The 23,690-nt window shown below is 72.7% G+C and carries 24 protein-coding genes and 2 pseudogenes; 10 read left to right on the top strand and 16 right to left on the bottom strand.

The genetic code is table 11. The features are described from left to right. Positions 1-12 precede the first annotated feature (12 nt). Genes ACFY15_RS17360 through ACFY15_RS17345 form a run of 4 tightly spaced genes read right to left on the bottom strand, consistent with a single transcriptional unit; the run spans position 13 to position 2,928 of the window. Complete coding sequence (locus ACFY15_RS17360; RefSeq protein WP_390690523.1) at positions 13-441, bottom strand: ATP-binding protein; 429 nt, start codon at positions 439-441, stop codon at positions 13-15. Beyond that, positions 438-863: a pyridoxamine 5'-phosphate oxidase family protein gene (locus ACFY15_RS17355; protein ID WP_390690524.1), complete on the bottom strand. Its 426-nt coding sequence runs from the start codon at positions 861-863 to the stop codon at positions 438-440. Before ACFY15_RS17355 ends, ACFY15_RS17360 begins: the two co-directional genes overlap by 4 nt. After that, complete coding sequence (locus ACFY15_RS17350; protein ID WP_390690570.1) at positions 860-2,545, bottom strand: SulP family inorganic anion transporter; 1,686 nt, start codon at positions 2,543-2,545, stop codon at positions 860-862. Before ACFY15_RS17350 ends, ACFY15_RS17355 begins: the two co-directional genes overlap by 4 nt. 41 nt (positions 2,546-2,586) lie before the next feature. Then, positions 2,587-2,928, bottom strand: coding sequence for an ArsR/SmtB family transcription factor (locus ACFY15_RS17345; protein WP_390690525.1), 342 nt, complete (start codon positions 2,926-2,928; stop codon positions 2,587-2,589). Positions 2,929-3,350: 422 nt separating this feature from the next. On the opposite strand from ACFY15_RS17345, the gene ACFY15_RS17340 reads away from it, so the two are divergent. Next, entirely contained in the window at positions 3,351-3,764 is a 414-nt protein-coding gene (locus tag ACFY15_RS17340) for a hypothetical protein (RefSeq protein WP_390690526.1), read from the top strand. 128 nt (positions 3,765-3,892) lie between these two features. Here the strand turns inward: ACFY15_RS17340 and ACFY15_RS17335 are convergent, their stop codons facing one another. Together ACFY15_RS17335 and ACFY15_RS17330 are read right to left on the bottom strand one after the other, a co-directional pair. Beyond that, positions 3,893-4,369, bottom strand: a complete 477-nt coding sequence (locus ACFY15_RS17335) for a cupin domain-containing protein (RefSeq protein WP_390690527.1) — start codon at positions 4,367-4,369, stop codon at positions 3,893-3,895. A 696-nt stretch (positions 4,370-5,065) separates the two neighbouring features. Beyond that, on the bottom strand, positions 5,066-5,929 hold the full coding sequence (locus tag ACFY15_RS17330) for a LysR family transcriptional regulator (protein WP_390690528.1): 864 nt from the start codon (positions 5,927-5,929) through the stop codon (positions 5,066-5,068). 92 nt (positions 5,930-6,021) lie between these two features. On the opposite strand from ACFY15_RS17330, the gene ACFY15_RS17325 reads away from it, so the two are divergent. Then, entirely contained in the window at positions 6,022-6,759 is a 738-nt protein-coding gene (locus ACFY15_RS17325; RefSeq protein WP_390690529.1) for an SDR family oxidoreductase, read from the top strand. Between the two features lie 152 nt (positions 6,760-6,911). Here ACFY15_RS17325 and ACFY15_RS17320 read toward each other — a convergent pair whose 3' ends face one another. After that, on the bottom strand, positions 6,912-8,030 hold the full coding sequence (locus tag ACFY15_RS17320) for a selina-4(15),7(11)-diene synthase (protein ID WP_390690530.1): 1,119 nt from the start codon (positions 8,028-8,030) through the stop codon (positions 6,912-6,914). A gap of 617 nt (positions 8,031-8,647) precedes the next feature. On the opposite strand from ACFY15_RS17320, the pseudogene ACFY15_RS17315 reads away from it, so the two are divergent. Next, positions 8,648-8,977 (top strand): annotated as a pseudogene (locus ACFY15_RS17315) (GntR family transcriptional regulator); the annotation flags it as partial. Positions 8,978-9,183: 206 nt separating this feature from the next. Next, entirely contained in the window at positions 9,184-10,014 is an 831-nt protein-coding gene (locus ACFY15_RS17310) for a tetratricopeptide repeat protein (protein WP_390690531.1), read from the top strand. A 219-nt stretch (positions 10,015-10,233) separates the two neighbouring features. Here ACFY15_RS17310 and ACFY15_RS17305 read toward each other — a convergent pair whose 3' ends face one another. The 4 genes from ACFY15_RS17305 to ACFY15_RS17290 all read right to left on the bottom strand — a co-directional run bounded on the left by ACFY15_RS17305 (position 10,234) and on the right by ACFY15_RS17290 (position 14,156). Then, positions 10,234-10,878, bottom strand: a complete 645-nt coding sequence (locus tag ACFY15_RS17305) for a response regulator (RefSeq protein WP_390690532.1) — start codon at positions 10,876-10,878, stop codon at positions 10,234-10,236. After that, the gene (locus tag ACFY15_RS17300; protein ID WP_390690571.1) at positions 10,869-12,038 is read right to left on the bottom strand and encodes a sensor histidine kinase; all 1,170 of its coding nucleotides are present in this window, start codon (positions 12,036-12,038) and stop codon (positions 10,869-10,871) included. The genes ACFY15_RS17305 and ACFY15_RS17300 overlap by 10 nt, the downstream gene beginning before the upstream one ends. 122 nt (positions 12,039-12,160) lie before the next feature. Next, positions 12,161-12,829, bottom strand: coding sequence for a DedA family protein (locus ACFY15_RS17295; RefSeq protein WP_390690533.1), 669 nt, complete (start codon positions 12,827-12,829; stop codon positions 12,161-12,163). 739 nt (positions 12,830-13,568) lie between these two features. Continuing rightward, complete coding sequence (locus tag ACFY15_RS17290; RefSeq protein ID WP_390690572.1) at positions 13,569-14,156, bottom strand: Imm21 family immunity protein; 588 nt, start codon at positions 14,154-14,156, stop codon at positions 13,569-13,571. A 20-nt stretch (positions 14,157-14,176) separates the two neighbouring features. Here ACFY15_RS17290 and ACFY15_RS17285 point away from each other — a divergent pair, with 20 nt between their 5' ends. Next, positions 14,177-14,998 carry a MerR family transcriptional regulator gene (locus tag ACFY15_RS17285; RefSeq protein ID WP_390690534.1) on the top strand — a complete coding sequence of 274 codons (822 nt, stop codon included), beginning with the start codon at positions 14,177-14,179 and terminating at the stop codon, positions 14,996-14,998. A 510-nt stretch (positions 14,999-15,508) separates the two neighbouring features. Here ACFY15_RS17285 and ACFY15_RS17280 read toward each other — a convergent pair. The 3 genes from ACFY15_RS17280 to ACFY15_RS17270 all read right to left on the bottom strand — a co-directional run bounded on the left by ACFY15_RS17280 (position 15,509) and on the right by ACFY15_RS17270 (position 17,688). Beyond that, positions 15,509-16,594, bottom strand: a complete 1,086-nt coding sequence (locus tag ACFY15_RS17280; protein WP_390690535.1) for an SGNH/GDSL hydrolase family protein — start codon at positions 16,592-16,594, stop codon at positions 15,509-15,511. Between the two features lie 257 nt (positions 16,595-16,851). Continuing rightward, a complete protein-coding gene (locus ACFY15_RS17275; RefSeq protein ID WP_390690536.1) occupies positions 16,852-17,265 on the bottom strand; it encodes an RNHCP domain-containing protein in 414 nt (137 codons plus the stop codon). 27 nt (positions 17,266-17,292) lie between these two features. Beyond that, positions 17,293-17,688, bottom strand: a complete 396-nt coding sequence (locus tag ACFY15_RS17270; RefSeq protein WP_390825729.1) for an RNHCP domain-containing protein — start codon at positions 17,686-17,688, stop codon at positions 17,293-17,295. A 367-nt stretch (positions 17,689-18,055) separates the two neighbouring features. On the opposite strand from ACFY15_RS17270, the gene ACFY15_RS17265 reads away from it, so the two are divergent. Beyond that, positions 18,056-18,346 (top strand): hypothetical protein, encoded by a 291-nt coding sequence (locus ACFY15_RS17265; protein ID WP_390690538.1) that lies wholly within the window; start codon positions 18,056-18,058, stop codon positions 18,344-18,346. Continuing rightward, positions 18,343-18,942 (top strand): hypothetical protein, encoded by a 600-nt coding sequence (locus ACFY15_RS17260; protein ID WP_390690539.1) that lies wholly within the window; start codon positions 18,343-18,345, stop codon positions 18,940-18,942. Before ACFY15_RS17265 ends, ACFY15_RS17260 begins: the two co-directional genes overlap by 4 nt. Here ACFY15_RS17260 and ACFY15_RS17255 read toward each other — a convergent pair. Beyond that, on the bottom strand, positions 18,929-20,161 hold the full coding sequence (locus ACFY15_RS17255; RefSeq protein WP_390825727.1) for a PP2C family protein-serine/threonine phosphatase: 1,233 nt from the start codon (positions 20,159-20,161) through the stop codon (positions 18,929-18,931). The two genes, ACFY15_RS17260 and ACFY15_RS17255, sit on opposite strands and share 14 nt — an antisense overlap. Before the next feature lie 558 nt (positions 20,162-20,719). Beyond that, positions 20,720-21,347: pseudogene (locus ACFY15_RS17250) on the bottom strand (LD-carboxypeptidase); the annotation flags it as partial. A 181-nt stretch (positions 21,348-21,528) separates the two neighbouring features. On the opposite strand from ACFY15_RS17250, the gene ACFY15_RS17245 reads away from it, so the two are divergent. The 3 genes from ACFY15_RS17245 to ACFY15_RS17235 all read left to right on the top strand — a co-directional run bounded on the left by ACFY15_RS17245 (position 21,529) and on the right by ACFY15_RS17235 (position 23,667). Next, positions 21,529-22,164 (top strand): PASTA domain-containing protein, encoded by a 636-nt coding sequence (locus tag ACFY15_RS17245; protein ID WP_390825726.1) that lies wholly within the window; start codon positions 21,529-21,531, stop codon positions 22,162-22,164. Positions 22,165-22,280: 116 nt separating this feature from the next. Next, the gene (locus ACFY15_RS17240) at positions 22,281-22,946 is read left to right on the top strand and encodes a class I SAM-dependent methyltransferase (RefSeq protein ID WP_390825725.1); all 666 of its coding nucleotides are present in this window, start codon (positions 22,281-22,283) and stop codon (positions 22,944-22,946) included. Between the two features lie 238 nt (positions 22,947-23,184). Continuing rightward, positions 23,185-23,667 carry a hypothetical protein gene (locus ACFY15_RS17235; RefSeq protein ID WP_390825723.1) on the top strand — a complete coding sequence of 161 codons (483 nt, stop codon included), beginning with the start codon at positions 23,185-23,187 and terminating at the stop codon, positions 23,665-23,667. Positions 23,668-23,690 lie beyond the last annotated feature (23 nt).

Raw genomic sequence — 23,690 nt, 5'->3', positions numbered from 1 at the left:
TATTCCTCGGTTTCACAGGGGCAGGGTGATCCAGATGCTCTTGCCGCGTCCGTTCCCGTCTCCGCGCAGCACGATGGTTCCGCCGAGCTCCATGGTCATTTCGGTCACGGTGGCCAGTCCGCTGCCGGGCGCCGTGGCCAGGGATCCGAACAGGGGCGGCTGGTAGGGGTGGCGGTCATGGACGGCGAAAGCGAACACACCGGGTCCGTGTCCGTAGGTGACCGTGATCACCGGGGTCACCGCGGCGGCGTGCCGGACCGCGTTGGTGACGAGCTCGGACAGGATCAGCAGGGCCGGCCCGATGCTCGGGTGGCGCAGGCCGACCCCGCATTCGACCAGCACCAGCTCGGTGGTCTCCCGGGCGATCCGTACGGCCGAGCCCGTCGCCGGCACGGTCAGGACATGCCGGAACGGCAGCGTCTCCAGCTGTGCGGTCGTCATCGGCCCGTCCTGTCGAGGGGGCGGGCGAGGCGGAAACCGGACACCGACTGCGGGTGCAGGCGCAGCAGGGTGTCGTGCGGGCCGTGGCTCCAGCCGGACAGGGTGCGCCGGTAGTGGGCGGCCTCGTCGGGGTCGGTGATGACCTCGGCCGGCCCGTGGGCGCTGATGGTCCAGCCGGTCCCGGCAGGATGGATCTCATCGGCCTGATAGGTCAGCCCTGCCCTGGCCAGAGCCGCGGCGGCCTGGACGGGAGCGCGCACGATGAGGCGGCCGTACTCCATCACGTGCGTGGCGGGGCGTATGACGGCCTGCCCACGCTGGAGGTAGACGAGCCGGCCTCGGGTGGAGCCCTCCAGGAGCCAGAGGGCTTCGGTGCCGGAGACCTCGATCATGCGCAGGCCTGCGGGGGCGGGGGCGGTCATCGCGGTGCCTTCCGGGTGCGGTGCGGGTGGGGGCGGTGCCGGACGGGCAGGATCCCGGCTCGCTCGAGGTGCTTGCGGGCCCCGGCGATCGCTTCGGGGGTGGTGGCGTAGTCGCGGCCCTCGTGCCGGAGCAGTTCGAGGGCGCCGACGGATGCCAGGGCCTGGCGCTGGCCGGGTCGGATCCCGGAGGTCATCACGACGATGCCGCGCCGGTTCAGCTTCTCGACCGCGTCCTTGAGCACGAGGGCGCCGGTGGCATCCATGGTCGTCACCCGCGACATGCGCAGGATGACGACGCGTACGTCGGCCACCTCGGAGAGTTCGAGGAGGAAGCGGTGGGCGCCGGCGAAGAACAGCGGGCCGTCGATCCGGTACGCCACGATGTGCTCGGCCAGCAGCGCGTGTTCCTCGTCGCTGTGCTCACCGGGCAGATCGGGGCGCAGGTCGACCCGGTCCAGGCTGGCCTGGGCCGCCACCGCGCGCAGGGCGAGCGCCCCCGCGACGACGAGCCCGATGATCACCGCGTACACGAGGTCGAGTGCCAAGGTGGCCACGGCGGTGAGCACGAGGACCACGGCGTCGGAGCGGGTCGCCTTCGCCATCGCGCGCAGTGCACCGACCTCGACCATCCGGATGGCGGTCGCCAGCAGCACCCCGGCGAGCGCGGCGAGGGGGATCTTCGAGACCAGGGGGGCCGCGGCGAACACGATCACCGCGAGGACGGCGGCATGGGTGAGCGCCGCGAGGCGGGAGGAGGCCCCGGTACGGACGTTGACAGCGGTACGGGCGATCGCGGCCGTCGCGGGGACCCCGCCGAACAGCGGGGCGGCCAGGTTGGCGATGCCCTGCCCGAACAGCTCCTTGTCCGGGTCGTGCTGCTGCCCCACCGTCATCCCGTCCGCCACCGTCGCCGACAGCAGTGACTCCAGCGCGGCCAGCGCCGCCACCGCGACCGCCGGGGCGATCAGGGAGCCGAGCGCGGTGACGTCGAGGAAGCCCAGGGAGGGGGCCGCAAGTCCGGATGGCAGATCGCCGATAGGGGCCGCCGCGTCCAGGTGGAAGAGCTGCGCGACGACGGTCGCGGCGATGACCGCGACGATCGAGAACGGGATCGTCGGCCGCCACCGGGCACCGGCCAGCATCACCGCTGCCACACCGACGGAGAGACCGACCGCGGTCCAGTTCGGCGCCGCGAAGAACGACTCCACGGCCCGCCATGCCACGAGCAGGACCTTCTCGCCGTCGGGTTTGGCGACGCCGAGGGCGCCGGGTATCTGCTGTAGGCCGATCACGCACGCGATCCCGAGGGTGAAGCCCTCCACCACCGGCGCCGGCACGTACCGCATGTACTGCCCGGCCCGCAGCAGCGCCAGCGCGATCAGCAGCACACCGGCCATCATCCCGACGGTCAGCACACCGCCGGGCCCGTACCGGGCCACGATCGGCACCAGCACCACGGTCATCGCACCCGTGGGCCCCGACACCTGGAGGTTGGACCCTCCGAACACCGCGGCCAACGCGCCCGCGACCACCGCTGTGGCCAGCCCCGCCTCGGCGCCAAGACCCGAGGACACCCCGAATCCCAGCGCGAGGGGGAGGGCCACGATCGCGACGGTCAGCCCGGCGAGCAGGTCCCTGCGCGGGTGTCGGGCCATCATCCGAAAGTCGGCGCGAGCGGGCATCAGGGCACGCAGGCGATCGGCCGCACCGAGCAGAACGGGGTTCACGATGCCTCAGCCTCGCTCTCGCGCAGCTCCTCCAAGAGCGCCCTCTGCCCGCCCAGCACCTCGGCCAGGATCCGCCGGGCCACGAGCATCAACTGCGCCACGTCCCCGCCGGCCAGCTCATAGACCACGGTCGAGCCATCCCGCGTCGAGGTCACGATCCCCGACCGCCGCAGGACCGCCAGCTGCTGCGACAGGGCCGAGGGCTCCACCTCGATCGACGCGAGGAGCTCCCGTACCGGCATGGGCCCGGCGTGCAACAGCTCCAGGACGCGTATGCGCACCGGGTGCCCGAGCATGCGGAAGAACTCGGCCTTCGCCTGATACAGCGGAACCGGCACGGTCTCTCCTTCGCTCGATCACCCAGCCGCGGGGGAAGGGGTGGGGCTGTGCCCGCGGCTACCTACGGGCACAGCCATCTAAGGATGTATTGAATTGCAGACTTTTGCAATTTATGGAGTCTGCGACTCGGAGGCGTGGGCCGACAGGACAGCATGCGGGGGCGGCAGGTCCAAGACCCCGCAGAAGAACGCCAACCGTACTTTTGCAGGTGAAAGTGCCTGGTCCGTACCGGTCCGCCATGATGCGCTGTACCTGTCGCAGGGGCGCTGCCCTGCACTGGCGGACGACCCCACCGCCGTCGCACGGCGCCCCGGCCCGGCCACCTCGGTGGTCCGGGAATGAACAACGTCGGCGGGCCGGCATGCCCGCTGTCAGCACCGCGTCCGTGCCCGAACCGGCCGGTCGCACGAAGGAGAGAGTCATGCTGGTCGGAAAGTTCAAGGCAGCCGTGATCGCGGCCGCCGCGGTCGCGAGCGTCGCGGTGGTGGCCACCCCTGCCGAGGCGAGCGACTGCTCGCGCGGCGGCCGTGCCTACATCTGCGAGTACGGCGTGACCAGCTACAAGCTCCCCAACGGCACGAAGCAGGAGTTCGTCGTCGGCACCGACCGTGCGGTGTGGACCCGTTGGACCGACTCCGACGGGGACTGGTCGGGATGGACGTCCATGGGCGGAAGGGCGTCGAGCACGGCGCGCGCCTACGACTACGAGACCAGCGACCCCTGGACCTTCAGGGTGTTCTACTACGACGAGAGGGGGGAGTACTGGGGCCGCAACCGTGACCACGACGGCAACTGGTCTCCGTGGACCCGCTACGACCTCCCGCTCAACGGCTGATCACCGAGCCCGGCTGCGAGGTCCCCACCGCCCCGGCCGGGACTCCTCCGGCTCATTCGACGGCCCCCGCGAGCAGTGCTCACGGGGGCCGTCGTCGCGCTCCCACCCGAGGCCCCGCCCCTCGTACGTCAGGCGTGCCGGTCCGAGGCCCGCCGGGCAGGCTGGACCGACCAGCTCGGCGGCTCGTCGTTGTCCGCGTCCTCGTCGCGCTCCGCGTCGGCGGATGTCGCTTGGACCTTGCCCGACGCATGGTGAACCGGCGCATACACGGCGTAGAGCTGCAGGGCCTCGTCACCGATGTTGGTGACGTTGTGCCACGTGCCGGCGGGCACGAAGACCGCCCAGCCGTCCCCGACCTCCCGGTCGTAGTCGAGTCGATCCTTCGTGCGGCCCATCTGGACGCGGCCCCGGCCCGCGTCGAGTCGCAGGAATTGGTCCGTCTCGGGGTGGGCCTCCAAGCCGATGTCCTCACCCACCGGGATCGACATGAGGGTCAGCTGGAGGTACTTCCCGGACCAGGCGACCGCGCGGTAGTTCGTGTTCTCGAGCGTCGCCTTCTCGAGGTCGAAGCTTTGAGGTTCCGGCCCGATGTCCTTGACGGTCATGTCTCTCTCCTGGTCAGCGATGGCGGTACGCGTTCACGTTCCTGCGTCAGCCCACGTCAGCGTTCTCAGAGCCCTGGGCTCTTCCGGCCGCGAGCACGTGAGCCGCTACCGCACAGGCGGCCGCGACCCACCCAGCCCTCCGGCACGGCCCGCCGGGCCTCGGTTACCGACAACGGCGGAATCTTCGGACCAGGACGACTCACGCCGGAATAACGCCAAACCTCGGATTCCGGTCACTGGTACGGCCTGGTGAGATTCTGCGGCAGTCGACGCGCTCGGGGCGGGGTGCGCGCCCGCCGACATGGGCCGGGATCAGGGTGGTCAAGCGCCCCGCCCCGCGGCCTCCGCGGCCTCCGCTGGACCTGCGCACCCCCTCGGGCCGCCCGCTGCCGTACTGAGCGGCCGCACTCCGGGACACGAGGGCGACGCGTGCGGCGTACGCGTGAACGTGCGGGGCGCAGTGCCCCGACAGGTCCGGGCCGTGGGCTTGGGCGAGAGCGGAGGCGCGCATTCTCCGTCACCGTGGACCACTCCGCAGGCAGCGAGGCGGAACGCCGCCTCCTCGTCCTGGGCGTCGGCTCGGACGGGCAGGTGCCCGAGCAGGACGTCCAGCTCCAGGCGTTCCTGCGGGCCGAGTGCGGCCCGTTCGGCCTCGGAGCGCGGGGCCGGCTGCGCCGAAGCGGGAGCGGGAGCAGGTCACAGCCGTGCGGCCGTGCGGATCAGACCGGCCAGGGCGAGGGAGCGGCTGTGGGCCGGCCAGGCGATGTGGGTCACGACGGGAGGCGCGTCGTTCAGGGGGACGGCCGTGTGCTCGGCCCACAGCCAGGAGCGGGCGGAGTCGGGGACGACCGCCACGGTGCGTCCGAGGGCGATCAGCTGGGCCAGTTGCGTCTGGTTGTGGATCTCGGGGCCCGGGCCGGGGGCGTAGGTGCCCTGGGTGGGCCAGCGGGCGAGCGGCAGGTCGGGGACGTCCCTGACATCGGCCAGGGACAAGGTCTCGCGGGCGGCGAGGGGGTGCCCGGCAGGCAGGACGGCAACCTGCCCCTCGGACGTCAGCACCTCGCTGTCGAACCCGGCGAGGGAGTTCCATGGCGTGTACAGGAGCGCGACGTCGGCGCGTCCGTCGCGCAGCAGTTGTTCCTGCTCGGAAATGCCGCACGGCACCACCTCGACCTCGGCACTGCCGGGCTCGGCCGCGTAGGCGTCGAGTAGTTTCCGCAGCAGTTCGTGGGACGCGGCGGCCTTCACCGCGAGGACCAGCCGGCCGCGGGAGCCGCCGGGGCTGTCGGCACCGCCGGCGCGCCGGGTGCGGCGAGCGGCGGCAGCGGTCGCGTCGAGGGCCGCCCGGCCCTCGTGCAACAGCACCTCTCCGGCACCGGTCAGGCGGACGCCACGGCGGTTGCGCTCCAGCAGGCACACCCCGAGGCGCCGTTCGAGCTGCTGGATCGCCCGCGACAGCGGCGGCTGGGCCAGGCCGAGGCGCTCGGCGGCGCGCCCGAAGTGCAGTTCCTCGGCGACGGCCACGAAGTACCTCAACTCGCGGGTCTCCAGGCTGTCCACGGCCGCAGCATACGCGGTGATACCCGGCAGGTATGACAGGGCACCGTATCGGTGTTGGCCGCGCCATTCGTCCGCGAGCCAACATCATCGGCATGAGCGAAACGATGATCGCGCTGGTGACCGGCGCGAACAAGGGAATCGGGTACGAGATCGCGGCCGGACTGGGCAGCCTGGGGTACCGCGTGGGCGTGGGAGCGCGCGACGCCGTCCGACGCGAAACCGCCGTCGCGAAGCTGCGCGCCGTCGGCGTGGACGCGTTCGGGGTACCGCTGGACGTGACCGACGACCGGAGCGTCACCGATGCCGCGGGACTGGTCGAGCGGCTGGCCGGGCGCCTGGACGCCCTGGTCAACAATGCCGGCATCTCGGGCGAGATGGGCCCGGGGTGGGTGCAGGACCCGACCGCGCTCGACCTGGAGGTGCTCCGCACGGTCGTGGACACCAACGTCATGGGTGTCGTCCGGGTGACCAACGCGATGCTGCCACTGCTGCGGCGCTCGGCCTCGCCACGCATCGTCAACGTCTCCAGCAGCGTCGGCTCCCTGGCCCGGCAGGCGGACCCGGACATCGAGATCGGCCCGGTCATGGCGGCCTACGCGCCGTCGAAGTCGTTCCTCAACGCCCTCACCGTCCAGTACGCCCGGCAGTTCGCCGGTACGGACATCCTGATCAACGCCGCCTGTCCGGGCCTGGTCGCGACCGACTTCACCGGCTTCCACGGACCCCGGACGCCCGAACAGGGGGCAGCCACCGCGATCCGGCTCGCCACCCTGCCCGACGGCGGCCCGACCGGTTCGTTCTTCGAGGACGACGGCGTCGTCCCCTGGTGATCCCGGACCAGGTCATCGGAGACGGGACACGGGGCACCGTGACCCAGGAACATGGCTGCGATCGTGCCCGGCGCCGACGACCCGGACGTCGCGGCCTCCGCCCCGCGCGCCGGCACCCGTGACCGCGACCGTGACAGCGGCGAATCCTTTCTTCAGAGGGTGGGCGCGAGCAGGGATGGGGCGAGCGTGCGGGGGCGGGGCATGCCTTCGAGTGTTCTGGGCGGCATGTCCCACCACCAGGAGACCGAGGGGATCTCCAGGGCCTCGCGGTTGTCGGTGCTGGGGGTGTCACGGAAGTGGGTGGGGAGGCTGGCGGGGTCCTCGGGGGTGGTGTAGCGGTGCGAGGAGACGCCCCAGTCCTGGGAGCCGCGGATGAAGCTGCCCAGTCCCTGGAGGTACCGGCGCAGCTGGGGGCTCGCCTGGGCCTGGAGGTCCTCGCGCAGGCGCATGAAGAGGTCCATCACGCGGTCGCGCTGGTCGATCGCGGCGTCCAGGGCCTGGGCGGGTGTCAGGGCGCGCTCGTGCTGGAGCACCCGCAGGACGTTGAGGTAGTAGTCGTCGCCCCTGCTCTCCTTGTGGTGGGAGAGGATGTCGTTGTCCCAGGTGATGACGAAGGAGGCCATCTCGCCCGCCGCCCGGACGGACGCCTGGTCCCGCTCGTGCGTCGGCAGTTCGTAGCCGTGGCCCATCTCGATGAGCGGGAAGACCACGGTGGTCGCACCGTCGTAGAGGCGCATGAGGGTGTAGTCGTCCAGGCTGGGGACGGTTTCCTCGCGACGATGGGACGCCTCCCAGACGACGGAGAAGAAGTACTCGCGCAGGGCGTTGCACCAGACGGCGGCCTGACCGTCGGTGCCGTACTGCGAGACGCGGCGCCGGAGGTCGCGCAGTGACTCCGCGAGGGGGTCGTCGCCCAGCATGGGGGTCTCCGGGTTCTGCGCCACGCGCAGCAGGCGGTGGAGTACGGCCGCCAGCTCCCCCGGTCTTCGGCCCAGCGCGCCCTCTTCGCATATCCCGTCGTCCACGGCGAACAGCCACAGGACGAAGTCGGCCACGAGCTCGACCACTTCCTCGCGTCCGTCGGGCAGGATGCGGGCGGCGAAGGTGCCGATGCTGTGGCGCAGGAGCCGTGCGCGCAGTGCGTCGGAGCCCACCTGGAAGGACTCGGCCCACGCTGTGACATGGGCTTCGACCGCCGCGTGGCGCGGGTGGATGGCCGTGGGGATGGGGGTGTAGATGGGGGGCACCACGAGCCCGGGGTCTCGCCTCACTCGCAATCGCCTTTCAGCCGTCGTGCGACGCGCTCGCGGGCCCGCACGACTGCCGTCGGTAAGGCTTGCTCATGCCTGGCGTCATGCACGGGTGATCATGTATTCCGGCGCATGCTATCCAGCGGAACTGCCCCGTCCAATAGGGCATGCGTATGGCAAGCGCCATGCCGGGGTGGGTGAATGACCAGGCATCAGGGGTTCTGCACCACCCTGGCACGCCTCTGCCGGTGCGGCTGGTCCAGCCGCCGCCGGCGGCCCGCCCTGGTGCGGGACGCGGGTACGGGGTGCGATCCGATGCCGGTCGGGTGCGCGCTGACGCCGCCGCGGCAGCGGCTTCCACCAGGGCCGACGGGTGCTCCCGCCGGTCTCCGCCGTCTGCGACCGGTCGTCGCGGGCGCCGGCCGGGGCGGTGGAGCGCGGCAGGGGCCGCGCCGGGCCCGGCGGCTGAAGGACGGCCCTGTGGTGGCGTAGCCGCGGGACCGTCGCCGAGGTGATCGGGACTCAGGGAATTCACAAGACCTCCGCAACCACGACGGCCCGGGGCGGCCGGCGATGTGTCGCCCACCGTCCGGAGCGCGGACCCGGAACGCGGGTGCCCGGACCGCTGTTGACACCCGGCGCTCCGCCTGGGTCTGTTGCGGCCCGGGGACCGGCTGCCCACCGCTCGTGAGGTGGTCCTGGCCCTCGCTGTCAATCCCAACACCGTGCTCAAGGTGTACCGGGAACTCGAACGCGTGGGCCTCGTGGAGGGCCGTCGAGGACTCGGCACCTACGTCCGCCGGACGCTCGGCAGAGGCGGCGCCGCCGACGACGCGTTGCGCACCGAGCTCGCCCAGTGGCTGGCGCAAGCCCGGCACGCGGGGCTGGAGGAGGACGACATCACCGCGCTGTTCACCGCCGTGCTGGCCGGATCCGACGGCGTACCGAACCAGGGGGACGAAACATGACGGTCGGCGCCCCGCAGCGCACCGAACCAGGCCGGGTCGAGCAGGGAGGGTCCGGGCTCCAGGCGTGCCAGGAGCGGGGTGGAGGGTGTCCGACGCGGGGCGTGCCGGCAACCGGAATTTCCGTGGGCCCGGGCCGGGGGCCGCCTTCGTCCTCGTCTTTTCCGCGTTCTCCGTACGGGCGTGCCCGGCCTTCATATGCTCGGGGCATGACACTCTCTCGGTCGCACGGTGAAGGCGAAGCGGGTCAGGCAGCGGCATACCCCCCGGCGCGGGCCACGGCGCTGTACCAGGCGGGGCACTATGCCGAGGCCGAGGCCGAGGCGCGCTCCGTGGCCGCGGCCCGGGCGCCGCTGCACGACGACCCGTTCGGGCCGCTGGCGCTGGGCATCGCCGGACTCGCGGCGATCGCGCAGGGGCACCACGCCGAGGCGCTCGCCACGTTCGAGGCCCTCCTGCCGGATTTCGGGAGGATCTTCGGCGCGGAACACCCGATGACCCTGAAGCTGCGCACCGATCGCGCACAGGCCCTGAACCTGCTCGGCCGGCACGACGCCTGCGAGGCGGAGTGCGTCGACGTCATGCGGACCGCAGCCCTCAACGCGACGCCGGAAACACCGTTCATCGTGATGGCCGCCCTCAACGGGCGGATCGCGGCCCTCAACGCGCTGGGTGACCACCCGGCGGTCGAGGGGCTGGCGCGTGACTTCCTCGCCGCCCCTCGCGAGCCGGACCAGCCCACCCTGATCGTGCTGCTCTCCCTGGCCCTCAGCCTCCATGCCCAGGGCCGCCACGAGGAAGCCCTGGCCGCGGCGGAGCGCGCCGGCGAGGTCTACCGCGGCCTGCCCCCGGAGCAGCGCGGCCCGGAAACCGGGGCCGTGGATCTGGCCGCTGCCTCTGCGCTCCTCGCGCTGGGCCGCCGCTCGGAGGCCCGTTCGCGGGCCGCCGCCGCCCACGACGCCTGCCTGGCCGCCTTCGGGCCGGACAACGTCCGCACCGGCCAGGCCCGGGCGTTGCTCGACCGCATCGGCGGTGCCTGAGCCGGCGCGCGCCGTGTCGGCGGTCGTGCGGAGTCGGCGGCCGATGCCCGATGCGGCGGGTCAGGGGGATGCGACCGTACGCCCGGGGCGCACGCGGCTCACGCGGCGCACGCGCGGGAAGACCTTTCCGGTGTTCCGCTGTTCCGGACGCCTGGGGTCATGGCGCGGCCGCCGGCCGGGTTGCCCGGGGCCCGGGCGGGGCGGGGGTGCGCGGGGCCGTCAGTGCTCCAGGTAGCGCAGTACCGCCAGGACCCGGCGGTTGCGGTCCGTGGTGTGGGGCAGTTCCAACTTGTCGAAGACGGTGTTGAGGTTCTTCTCCACCGCGCTCACCGAGATGTGCAGCTCCTTCGCGATGGCCGTGTTGGTCAGCCCCTGGGCCAGGGCCTCGAGCACCGTGCGCTCGCGCGGGGTGAGCCGGGCCAGGGGATCGCCGTGCGTGCTGCGGACGACCAGCTGCCGCACCACCTCCGGGTCGATCACCGCCCCGCCCGCGTGGATCCGTTCCAGCGCGTCGAGGAACTCCTCGACCTGCGCCACCCGGTCCTTGAGCAGGTATCCCACCCGCTCCGCGTTCGCCGCCAGCAGCCGGGCGGCGTAACTGCGCTCGACGTGCTGCGACAGGACCAGTACCCCCACCTCCGGCAGGCGCTCGCGGATCTCCACCGCGGCGCGCAGGCCCTCGTCGGTGTGGGTCGGGGGCATCCGGATGTCCGCCACGACGATGTCCGGCCGCCGTGCCGCGGTCTCCTCCACCAGCGAGACCGCGTCGGGGAGCGCGGCGAGGACCTCGTGGCCCTCCTCGGCGAGGAGGCGTACGAGACCCTCCCGCAGCAGGGTCGAGTCCTCGGCCAGGATCACGCGCACGGCAGCTCCGCGGTGACGGTGGTGGGTCCCCCTGCGGGGCTTTCGACGTGCAGCAGTCCGTCGAGGGCCGCCACCCGGCTGAGCAGGCCGGACAGGCCGGTGCCCGCCGGGTCCGCGCCGCCCGAGCCGTCGTCCTCGACGCGTACGGTCAGGACCGGTCCGCGCCGGGCCACCCGTACCGAGACGGCGGAGGCACCGGAGTGCTTGGCGGCGTTCGTCACGGCCTCGCAGACCACGAAGTACGCGGCGGTGCGCACCGGTCCCGGCAGCGGCCCGGCCACGTCGAACTCGGTGCGCAGCGGGATCGCGCACCGCTCGGCCACCCCGGCCAGCGCCTCCTCCAGGCCCAGGCTGTCCAGGGCTGACGGGTACACCCGCCAGGCCACCTCGCGCAGTTCGGTCAGGACGTCACGGGACTCCCGGTGCGCCTGGAGCAGCAGGGCGTCCGCCCGCTCCGGGTCCCGCTCGCGGCTGCGGCGGGCCCGGCCCAGCAGCATCGCCAGGGCCACCAGCCGCTGCTGGACCCCGTCGTGCAGGTCCCGTTCGATGCGGCGCCGTTCGGCGTCCACGGCCCGTACCACCGCGGCCCGGCTGTCGGCCAGTTCCTCGATGCGGGCGCGGAGCAGCTCGTGCTCGGAGGGGCCGAAGCACGCGCGGGCGATCCGCGCGTCGAGCACGACCAGGGAGCGCAGGCCCTGGAGGCCGAGGAAGAGCAGCACGCCACCCAGCAGGACCTGCGTCAGCAGCTCGGACCAGCCCAGGCTGCCGCGTACGGCGCCCGAGACGAGCAGCACGGCCAGCGCCGCGCCGAAGCCGAGCAGCCCGAGGACCGTCGCGCACAGCAGGCCGCAGTAGCAGCGGACGGCCAGGAAGCGCAGGATCTTGGGGCCGGAGGCCTTGTAGTGCTCGGGGAAGAGGTCCCCGAAGAAGGCGGAGCGGCGGCCGTGCTCCAGCGCCGCCAGCCGGCGGGCGCCGCCCAGCAGGAGGCCGAGGGCGTCCGGGCGGGTGCGGGGCCACAGGAGGAAGGGCCCGAGGGCCGCGCCCGGGACGAGGAACCAGGCCAGCTCCAGCAGGGCGGTGAGGCAGCCGAGCAGGACCCCGCAGGTGCGCAGCGGCCACGGGCGGAGCCGGGCGGCCTCCTGCCGAACCGTTTCGCTGATCGTCGAGTCCCCCGGCACGGGGTCCGAGCCTAGTCGGGCGGTGTGGTCCGGACAAGATCGTTCACCGCGTCGCGCGGGCGGGGGAAGGGGGTCCGGGCCGGCAGTGCCGGGGTGGGCGGCGGTCACGGGGTGCGGCGGTGCCGGGGCGTCCGGCTGCGGCCGCGCAGCCGGACCGCCAGGTAGGCACCGACCGCCGCCAGGACCGTCACCAGAACGACCTTGGACAGAACGCCCACGTAGGTCTCCACCACGTCCCACCGGTCGCCGAGCCAGTAGCCGGCCAGCACGAGCACGCCGTTCCAGATCAGGCTGCCCAGGGCTGTCAGCATCAGGAACACGGGCATCGGCATGCGCTCCACACCGGCCGGCACCGAGATCAGGCTGCGGAAGATGGGCACCATCCGGCCGAGGAAGACCGCCCTGGTGCCGTGCCGGGCGAACCACTGCTCGGTGCGCTCCAGGTCGGAGGCCTTCACCAGCGGCAGCCTCGCCCAGATCGCGTGCATCCGGTCGCGGCCGAAGAGCATGCCGATCCAGTACAGGGCGAGGGCGCCCGCCACCGAACCGGACGTGGTCCAGAACAGGGCCGATACGAGGCTCAGCACGCCTTGTCCGGCGGCGAAGCCCGTCAGCGGCAGGATGACCTCGCTGGGCAGCGGCGGGAAGAGGTTCTCCAGGGCGATGGCCAGGCCGGCGCCGGGCCCGCCCATGGTGTCGACGAGTCCGGCTGCCCAGCCCGCGAAGCCGTCCGCGGGCTGCCGGGACAGTGCGAGAGTGATGAAGGGATGCATGCTGCGGCCTTCCTGGAAGGTCGGGTTCAGGGTTCAGGCCCTGCGGGGCGGTGTGCCCCGTTGCCCTTCCATGGTGGAAAGCACAGCTCAGCGGCGGTATGCGGGTGCCCGTCCCTCTCACCCTGCGGAAAACCGCAGGGTGAGAGGGACGGGTGCTCGCGGTGCGCGCGGCCCGGTACTGGCCGCGGCCGGGCCGGGCCGGGCGCGGGCGGCCGGTGCGGAGGGGACGACTTCGAGCCCGTCGGGTCCCGTGACCGCCACGGGCGCGTCGTCGAGCAGCGGCCTGCTCTTCCAGAGGCCGAGGCCGGTGACCGTCCGAAGAGCGCGAACGGCCTCAGACATCCGGTCGCCCGCCTGCGTGAGCAGTACGCGAAATCCCGGCTCTTCCATACGCCCTCCCCCGCCGCCGTCGGCCGTCCGTCACGTGAACCCTCACCGTGTCCCGCGGAACGCCGTGAGAGCGCACCGGGTGCGAAAGTACAAGATCGGCAGGGCCTGGCTCTTCCCGCCGGGGGCGGGGTATCCCTGTGGGACGGCCCCGTTCGGGGTCGGCGATCAGGTCCGGGCTGGCGTACTGCGTGACGGTGGGGAACGAGAGGTCGAGGCCGGGCACGGGCGGGGTCCTTCCGGTGGGCGGGCGGCGGGCTGATCGGTGGGGGGCGAGAGAGACGGACGGACCGGGCCGCGCCGCTGCGGGAGTTCACCGCCCCACCCATGACGTCGGATCGGGAACTCCTCGTCAGGGGTGGAGCGCGCGGTCGGCACGGGCAGGACTCTCCCACCCCTCGACGATGCCCGGACGTCGAACAGGTCCCGGTTCCCGACCGGGCCACCCTCGGACAGACCAGGGAGGCGGCTGTGTTGCTGTTGCGGAGCTGGATTCCTCGGATGCCGACCGCGCGGCACGAACGTACTCGACGGCACTGACAGTCAGGTCCCGGCGGTGGGCAGCAGCTGCACCAGGCCCACCGACGCGCGCGTCGGGCCGGGCATGGCCGAGCCCGTACCGTCCATGGGCCGACGGGCAGGGGTACGGACGCCTGCTCGGGAAATCCGCCGTCGGGGCGGGGAACTCGACGCCCAGGCCGGCCCCCGCGGTCGCGGAGTCCATGAGCACCGCCGGGCCGTCCGTCGCCCCGGTTCCGCACGTCTCCCACTGGCTCGCCGGATCCGCGAGAACGGCCTCGGCAGCCGCGAGGTCCGCCTCGGAATCGGCGGCGAGCCAGCGGAGGAAGGCCCGGTGTTCGGGGAGGTAGGAGGCGGAGGCCCCCCGCGCTCCGTCGTTTCCCGGCCGCCGAGTAGCTTCTTGACCCTCACACCGTGTCAGGCGGTCGACTCGGAGACATCATGTTCACCATCGGAGATTTCGCCCGGCACGGCCGCGTCTCGGTCCGGATGCTGCGTCACTACGACGCGACCGGCCTGCTGCGCCCGGCCCATGTCGACCCCCACAACGGCTACCGCCACTACACCGCGGCCCAGCTCGCCCGCCTCAACCGGATCATCGCGCTGAAAGACCTCGGCTTCACCCTCCAACAGGTCCACGACATCGTGGACGAGAAGGTCGGAGCCGAGGAGTTGCGCGGCATGCTGCGGCTGCGGCGGGCCGAGCTGGAGACCGCCGTGGCCGCCGCGGGGGCACGGCTGGTGCAGGTCGAGGCGAGGCTCCGGGCCATCGAGAGCGAGGGGCGCATGCCCGTCAACGACGTCGTCATCAAGAACCTTCCCGCCGTCCGGGTCGCGGAGCTGACCGCGACCGCCGAGAGTTTCGGGCCCGAGGACATCGGACCGGTCATCGGGCCGCTCTACGACGAGCTGTTCCGGCTCCTGGGAGCGGCCGGCATCACCCCCACCGGTCCCGGTGTCGCGTACTACGAGGACGCGCCGGAGGGCGGCGGCAGGATCAGCGTCCACGCGGGCGTCCAGGTCTACGCCCCGCTCCAGGACGGCCCCTTCCGCGTCCTCGACCTGCCGCCCGTCGAGCAGGCGGCGACCGTCGTGCACCGCGGCTCGATGGACACCGTGCTTTCCACCGCCCAGACCCTGGCCCGCTGGATCGACGCGCACGGCTACCGGTCCGCGGGCTACCCCCGCGAGATCAACCTGGAGTGCCCCGAGAACCGCGACGAGTGGGTGACGGAGCTGCAGGCACCGGTCGTCCGGTCCTGAACGGCCCTGCCTGGAGGAATGCCACGGCTCCGTGTCGAGCCCGCCGAGGAGTCTCCCCGAACTCCCGGCGGGCGGCTACGGCTGCGTGGTGACGGCGGCGAGCCAGAGCTGCATCTCCACGTCACCCGTCACCCGTCACCCGTCACCCGTCACCGTCACCGTCACCGTCACCGTCCAGGAAGTCAGGACTGCGGACTGCAGCACGAGGTGCCGTCCCGTGCCGGGTTCGTCGTACGGGTCCGGCTCGGATCCTGGGACCCGTACGGGCGGCGGGCTGCTCGTCGGCGCAGTCGGGGTAGAGGTACGGGTCGATGTCGAGCGAGGCACGGGCCGGGGCCACTGCGAAGTCCGGGCCCCAGCCGCATGCGGAACGCGCTCACGGCCGGTGGAAGGGCCGCCGCCCCCGGATGGGGAGCGGCGACCCGGGTGGACGCCCCCGACCTCGTCCACGTTCAGGGGGAGCCGGGGTCGCCGCCGCTCACCACGGGCTCCCTCGGCCGCGCCGCGCTGTCAGATGATGCCGGCGGTGCGCAGTGCGGAGGTGACCTGGCGGGTCTGGTTGTCGGCGCCGCGCTTGTTGGGGTGGAAGGTGGTCAGCGTCTCGTTCCCGCGGAAGATGCCGTCGCCGTGGGCGAGCATGCCCTGCATCCAGGCGGTCCAGCCGGGGCTGAAGGGCGGCATGTCCTTGCCGGCGGGGAAGCGGGCGGGCTTGTAGCCGTGCAGCTGCTCGTCGAACGCGTAGCGGGCGTAGAGCCCGAACATCCACTTCTCGGTGCCCTCGCGGCAGACGTGGTGGGCACGCGTGGACTCGGCGATGTCGACGTAGGTGTGGCCGTGGTCCCGGGCCGCGTCGCGGATGACGGAGTCGACCAGGTCGAACTGCTGCTGGATGAAGGGCATGTCGCCCTTCTTGATCGTGATGTTCTCGTCCAGCCCGCCGTCGCAGGTGCCCTGCCCTTCCGCGGTCGGGAAGAGGGTGGGGTAGCCGACGAAGAAGAACTTGGCGTGGGGGGCGCGCTCGCGCAGCTCCGGCATCATCTTCGCGAAGCCGTCGCGCAGGTCCTCCTCCTTCCGGGCCAGGTCGTCGCGGCCTTCCTCGGTGTGGCGGTAGTAGTCGGTGCCGGGGCTGCCGATGGCGGACGCGCCCAGGGATGCGCACTTGGCGATGATCTGGCCGAGGTTGTACTGGTTGCCGCCGATGCCGATGGTGACCAGGGTGGTGGCCTTGCTGAGGGCGTCGATCTGCGCGGGGCGCGGGGTGGGGGTGAACTGCGGTACGCCGCTGCCGTCGACGGGGACGTAGGGCGGGCCGCCGAAGACGGTCTGCGGGGTGAGGATGCCGCCGAGGCCGAGGCCCCGGTCGTCGATGGTCGCGCCGCCGCAGGTGACGTCGATGAACTCGTAGGCGGACAGCACGGTGCGGGCCAGCTGCTGCGGGTAACTGTCCTTCGAGCGGCCGCTGTAGTCGCCGTCCGGCCCGCCCAGACCGCCGTCCACCGGCTCGCGGACCAGGTTGGAATCACCGCCGATGAACTGGCCGGCGCTGTAGGAGTCGCCGAGCGCGACGTACTGAGGCAGAGGCTGGATGTGCGGCATGGACGCCCTTCCCGAGAGGTCAACACTGCGCGTGACGCATCGGGTCCATAGATATGCCATCGGAATATGCAGTACGGGAGGGCGACACGGGAACGACGCGATACAGCCGCCGCGACCGCAGCGCGTTCACCCGTATGCCGGAGACCGGCGCCTGCCGCCGGTACGACGGCGCCGGCCCGCAGCGGGCCGGCGCCGTCGTCCGGCCGTCGGTCAGTGCCGGATGGAGGAGGGAGGCCTCGGGCTCCTCCGTGCCCCGCTCACAGCATGAGCAGGGCCCGGCCGGCGCGCCCGGGGTCGGCGAGGGGTCTGAGGGCGAGGCGGACCAGAGCGAGGGGGTTGTCGTCGCCGGCGACGCGGTTGGCGCTGAGCTCGCCGCACGCGACGCACTGGTGGATGATCATCCATTCGCCGTCCGGGCGGACGGACATGCCCAACGCCTCCATCCGGCCCCGGCAGTCGGCGTCGCGGTCGCCGGGGATCTTCCGGTCGACGTGCAGGCTGGCCAGGCAGTTCGGGCAGTGGTTGCGGTGCGCGGTGCCGGGCGCGACCAGGGAGACGTCGAGGCGGCAGGACGTGCACCGGAAGTCGTCGGCCCGGTGGCCGCCCTGGGTGTGCAGGACGTCCTTGTGCCGCTGCGGGCGGCTCCGACGGCGGCTGTTGTTGCGTGACATGGCTGTGTTCCTTCCCCGTCCGGGCGGTCAGAGGGTTCCGAACGCTTCGAGAGGAAAGGGCGGTTGGGCCAGCGGGCGGACCGCCATGCGCATCAGGACGAGCTGGTTGTCGTCCGTGCGGACGGGGTTGGAGGTGAGCTCGTCGCAGCGCACGCAGCGGTGGACCACCATCCAGTCGCCGGTGCGGAGCACGGCGATGGCGATCGGGGACATCCGGCCCTCGCAGTCGCTCGGGCCGCCCTCGACGTGGTCGAGGACGTGCCGGGAGTGCAGGCAGGACGGGCAGTGGTTGCGCGGCGCACCGTCGGCGGCGTGCGCGGACACGGTCAGACCGCACCACGCGCAGGCGAAGGTGTCGAGGCTGAGCGTGTTGTTGTTGCTGGTCCTGGCGTTGGTGGTGTTGCGGTTGGTGTGGCTGGACACCCGGGGTGCTCCTTGCTGGGGGCGGTCATGGCAGCAAGAGCAGGCCGAGCGGCCTCGTCAGAGGGCCCGAAGACGCCGTGGGACGGCGGACGGGCAGGTCAGAGCACCGGAGAACGCGTCCGGCAGCCGCCCGGAGAGGCGGGCGACGGAAAACGGCGGACGGTTACGCGGTACGGCGAGGCGCACTCGGCGCGGGCCGGGTCATCAAACACCCATTTCCAGGGCACACAGGCCCAGATCGAAGCAGAACGACCAGAACGACCCGGTCAGGCTAACAAGGTGACGCCCGGGGGCGTCAACGCATTATTCGGCGGCGGGACGTCAAGGAATTCTTGACACGTCAGCGATGTCAAGGTTTCCTTGACATATGTTGATCTTGAAGGCGGGCTCCCGCCGCCGGGAGCTCTTCCCCGCCACCACGTCCACGGCCGCCGTGCTGCCCCTCGCCATGAGCCTGGCCGCCCTGAGCGTGCTGTTCGGCGACCGGCTCGGCACGCTCGCCACCATCGCCCTGATCGCCGCGGGCCTCGTACTCATCGCCTGCACCGCCGGTCCGGCCGCCCGCTCGGCCCGCTCAGCCCGCGAGTCCGCCGAGCGGGCACGCCGTGACGAGGCCGTCCTCGACGCCCTCGAACCCCTTGCGGGACTGAACCGATGAGCAACGAACCGCTGCTCCACCCCGCGGAGAAGGACCGGATCCGGGAAGGGATCGCCGCGGCCGTCCTCGGCGCCCCCGAGGGGCTGGCCGACTCGCTGGAACACGACGCACACGGGTACCTGCGCCTGGTGGACGCCTCACGCGTCGGCGCCGAGGAGGCGAGCCGGCTCCTGCGCGAGGCCGTCCAGGGCGCCCGGGCCGCCGGCCACAGCTGGGACACGGTGGGCCGCGTCCTGGGGGTCAGCCGCCAGGCCGCCCAGCAGCGCTTCGCCGGCAAGCCCTCCGGGGACCGGTCGGCAGCGGCTGCCGGAGGACCGAACGCCCCCAGGCGCCGCACCCTCAGCGGGCTGTCCGCGTTCAACGAGATGGCCGCCCTGGAAGAGGCCGGCCGCGACGGCTGGCACATGGTCGGCTACGGCCCCTTCTTCCACGAGGTGGAGGCGTCGGGCCACCCGTGGGAGCACTGCCGGATCACGCTCCCCTCCGTCACGCGGCACCGGCGGATGGAAGCGGAAGGCTGGATCCCCGTCGGCGCGGGATGGTTCCCCTGGCGGTACTACAAGCGGCCCCTCGAACGCCCCGTCACAGACGCATGACGACCAGGGCCGTGTCGTCGGTGAGGCCGGCCGGAGGGATCAGGTCGGTCAGGAGGAAGTCGGCGAGGGTGTCGGCGTCGGCGGCGCGGTGGCGGGCCAGCGACTCGGCGAGACGGCGCAGGCCGGTGTCGATGTCCTCCCGGCGGCGTTCGACGAGCCCGTCGGTGTAGAGGACCAGGACGCAGCCCTCGGCGAAGGCGGTGCGGGCCTCGGGCCGGGAGACGTGTTCGGGGCGGGCGCCGAGCGGGGGGTCGGTGGCCTGGTCGAGGAAGGTGACGCTGCCGTCGGGGTGGCACAGGGCGGGCGGGGGGTGCCCGGCGCTGCTGTAGCTCAGGGTCCTGCTGTTCCAGTCGATGAAGACGGAGGCGGCCGTGGTCGATTCGGCGCCGTCGACCGAGCGCGCGTACAGCCCGAGGACCTCCAGGGCCTGCGCGGGGCCGTCGGCGACGCGGCAGACGGCGGACAGCGCGCTGCGGAGCTGGCCCATGACCCCGGCGGCGGCCAGACCGTGGCCGACGACGTCCCCGACGGCGACGGCCGTACGGCCCGCGTCGGGCAGGTCGACGAGGTCGTACCAGTCGCCGCACACGTTCAGGGCGCCCATCGCGGGCTGGTAGCGGACGGCGGCGCGGTGGTGGCCGAGGGCGCGGAGCGCGGGCAGCATCGCCTGCTGGAGGTGGAGGGCGACCTCGCGTTCACGGGCGTGGGCCCGGCGCAGCCGTTCGTTGAGCTCCTGCAGTTCCCGGGCACGGGTGTACAGCTCGGCTTCGAGGACCTGGGTGCGGTCGCTGCCGCTGCGGCTGCCGCGGGCCTTGATGAGCTCGGTGACCTCCTCAACGCGGTGCAGGAGCAGGGCCACGCTCCCGTCGGGGGCCAGCACGGGGACGTTGACCGGGCTCCAGTACCGTTCCTGCCACACCCCGGGACGGTCGGGGTCCTCCACGTCGTAGCGCTGGAGGGCCATGGTGTCGCGCTCGGCGGTGCTCGCGACGCGCAGCAGGGAGGCCTGGAGGTTGCGCATGCCGGTCGCGGAGGGATCGTTTGGATTGTCCGGGAAGACCTCGAAGAGGTAGCGGCCGATGATCTGTTCGCGGGTGCGGCCGGACAGCGCCAGGAAGGCCTCGTTGACGTCCGCGTACACCAGGTCGGGGGTCAGCAGCGAGACCCCGGCGGGGAGCGCCTGGAAGACTGCCTGATAGTCGATGACGGGTCCGCTCACGATTCCACCTGCCGCCTGCCCAGCCCACCGGTCCGGTCCTGTGTGCCTCCACGATGCCAGCCCGGCGCGGATGCGCCCCGCTGCGATGCGCCGGTGTGGACCGTTCGGCCCTCGGGCGGGGGGCGCCCTCGGTCAGCGGTTCCGCGGCTGCAGGGGTACGTCGACGATGCCCACCGTCTCCCCTGCCGCTCGCCCGCCCAGGCGAGCCGGTCCTGGGCGGCGGCCGCCAGGAGGGTCATGAGGCGCAACGTCCAGGTGCGTACACGGGCGTCGCCGAGATCGTTCATGCAGGCGTGACCGCACCGGGCTCCCGCCGAGGCCGGTCCGGGTCGCGCTCGCGGAACGGAAGATCGGGTGCCGGCCGCCCGTTCTGCTCCGGCGCATCTGCACCGAGATCGGTGACGGAGGGTTCGGGCCCGGATGCGGCCTCGCGTCGCTCACGCCGGGCCGCCGCCCGCCGGCCTCCCGGGTACCGGGTGGACCGGCCCTGTGCGCTGACCGTCCGCGACCGGCGCCCCGGTGCGGCGCCGCCGCGGCCGTGAGGACTGACCAGCGCCGTCAGTACGTCACCGTGATCCGCCGCGCCGGGCCGTCGACGGTGACGGAGCCGCCGTAGGGGATCACCAGTTGCGGATCGGTGTGCCCGAAGTCGACGTCGAAGACCGCCATGGTGCGCGGCGCATACGCGGCCAGCGCGCGCAGCACCGCCTCGCGCTGCTCGGCGGCGTAGCGGCGCCTGTCCGCCAGCCCGTTCGGCTGCGCGAAGGACCACGCCTTGGCGCGCCCGGGCCGGGAAGCGGTGCAGCAGGCCCCGTTCCCCCATGTTGCGCAGGATACGGAAGACCTCCTCCGCCCTCGGCAGCTCCTCCGACGTCTCGAGGAACAGCACCCCGCCGTCGTACACGGCCGGGTCGCGGGCGATCTCGCGGTCGGCCATCAGCAGCCACGACAGGATCTCCAGGTTGCCTCCCCAGGCGCGGCCCTCGACTCGGCGGTCCGGCTGGTGCCAGGTCCAGCCCTCGGCGGGCCGGGTGTCCGGTTCCTCGTCGAAGGTGGCCGGGTCGGCCCCGTCGCGGTCGGTGTCGCCGTAGTGCGTGGCGGGGCGGAGTTCATACGGGCCCGGGATGAACAGGGCCGCGCGGACCGAGTCGGCGGTCAGGGGGTGGAGCGCGTACGGGCGGCCGAGCGTCGTCCCCGGTCGGCGGTAGATCATCTTCGTTTGTAGCCGTCGGTCGGGGCCGCGGCTCCGTTCCCGACGGCCGAGCGGCGGAGCCGGACACGGAACAGCCGGTGCGTGAGGGGCTTCCGCGCGTCACAGACTGGTCACAGCCACCGCACAGGCACCGAGACCGGGCGAACATGGCTCGATGCGCAGACGTCACACCATCACCCTGTTCACGGCGGCCACCGCCCTCGCGCTCACCGCCTGCAACCCCCAGGCGAGCGGCAGCAACGGCAAGCCCGCAGCCCCCGACGCTCCGTCCCAGAAGGCCTCCTCGCCCTCGGCCCCCGCAGCCGCCGCGAAGACGGGCACGCTGCCGAACCTCGTCGGCAAGGGTCTCCAGAGCGCACAGGACGAGGCGCAGGCGGCCGGGTTCCACGCCCTCAAGTCCCACGACGCGCTCGGCCGTGACCGGCTTCAGGCCCTCGACCGGAACTGGAAGGTCTGCTCCCAGACCCCTGCCGGCGGCGGCACCGTCGACACCGGCACCACGATCGACCTCGGCGCCGTCAAGCTCGAGGAGACCTGCCCCGCCACGGACGCGCCCGCGCCCAAGCCGGCGGGTGACACCATGCCGGACTTCGTCGGTCAGGGCATGAAGGCGGTCCGCGCCGCGCTCCCCTCGAACGCCTCGATCTCCGTGAAGGACGCCGTGCAGAGCCGGATGGTCCTCCAGGAGTCGAACTGGAAGGTGTGCACGCAGGACCCTGCCGCGGGCGCCGCGCTGAACGGCCGGCCCGTCTCCTTCACCGTCGCCAAGATCGAGGAGGCGTGCCCCTGACCTCCGGCCCTGAAGGCCGATGCCGACACCGTGGAGAAGGACGGCCCCGCCCCGGAGACCTGCTGCGGTGGCGCTCCTAGACTTCCCCCGGACACAGGCAGGCGGGAAGGAGCATCGTGGCGGACGAGCAGGAGGGGCTGGACGAGGCCCAGCGGCGGCACTGGCAGAGCACCTACGCCGCCCACCCGGGGATGTACGGCGAGGAGCCGTCCGCGCCGGCGGTCCACGCCGCCGCCGTGTTCAGGGCGGCGCGGGTCGGGGACGTGCTGGAACTGGGGGCCGGGCACGGCCGGGACGCGCTGTTCTTCGCCGGTGAGGGCTTCACCGTCCACGCGACCGACTTCAGCCCCGTCGGGCTGGAGCAGCTGCGCGACGCCGCCCGCTCCCGAGCGGTCGCGGAGCGCGTGACCACCTCGGTCCACGACGTGCGCGAGCCGCTGCCGCTGCCGGACGCCTCGGTGGACGCGGTCTTCGCGCACATGCTGCTGTGCATGGCCCTGTCGACGGAGGAGCTCCACGCCCTGGTCGCGGAGGTCCGCCGTGTCCTGCGGCCCGGCGGGGTGTTCGTCTACACGGTGCGGCACACCGGCGACGCCCACTACGGCGCCGGTACGGCACACGGCGACGGCATCTTCGAACACGGAGGCTTCGCGGTCCACTTCTTCGACCGCGCACTCGTCGACGCCCTCGCCGACGGCTGGATCCTCGACGAGGTCCACGCCTTCGAGGAGGGCGAACTCCCCCGCCGCCTCTGGCGCGTCACCCAGACCCTGCCCCGGTGACCACGGCGGGCCGTCGCGGGCCCGCGCGGATCCAGGGCGACAGGGCGGCCCTCGTCATGCTTAGGATCGACGGCAGCGACGCAGCGACGGCAGCAATGGCATCGCGGGCATCAAGGGGAGGCGCAGACATGGCGGATGGTGCAGGTCAGGGCCGGTCGGCGGGGGTGCGGCCGGGCCGGGCCCGGTCGGGGCCGGAAGGGCGGGGTCACCGGTGATGGGCCGGCTCCGGGACAAGGTGATGGGGACGCGGTACCCCGCCCCCGGCACCGTGGCCGTACCCGCACAGGAACTGCGGGCCGCACTGCTCGCGCTCGGCGGCTCCGGTGTGCCGTTCAACCTGGCCGAGGCGGGCGACGGACTCGACCTGTGCGCGATGCGGAAGGTCCTGGAACCCGCCACCGGCTCCGGGGCGAGCCGCAGGCAGGTCGAGTGGACCTTCAGGATCTCGATGCGCCTGGTGCCCGGAGAGCGCGAGGTGCGGGCTCTGCACCAGCACTGGGCGGTGACCCGCGCCGGGGACCCGCCGGGCCGTACCGTGGCGCGCGAGCAGGGGTCGGGGCCGTTCTTCCGGAAGCACCGGACGTGGACCGTCGAGCGGGGGCCCGACGGGCGTCGGCACAGGGTCGAGGAGTTCGGCCTGGACTCGCGTGACATGAGGGATCCCCTGCGCGATGCCGTCGTCGGGGCGGGCTGGACCTGGCGCGGTGTCGGCAGGCTCTGACATGCCGGGCGCACGGGTACGGG

Source organism: Streptomyces sp. NPDC001373, from assembly GCF_042895815.1.
In the GTDB taxonomy this organism is placed as follows: domain Bacteria; phylum Actinomycetota; class Actinomycetes; order Streptomycetales; family Streptomycetaceae; genus Streptomyces.
This window is presented reverse-complemented; position numbering and strand designations above follow the sequence as displayed.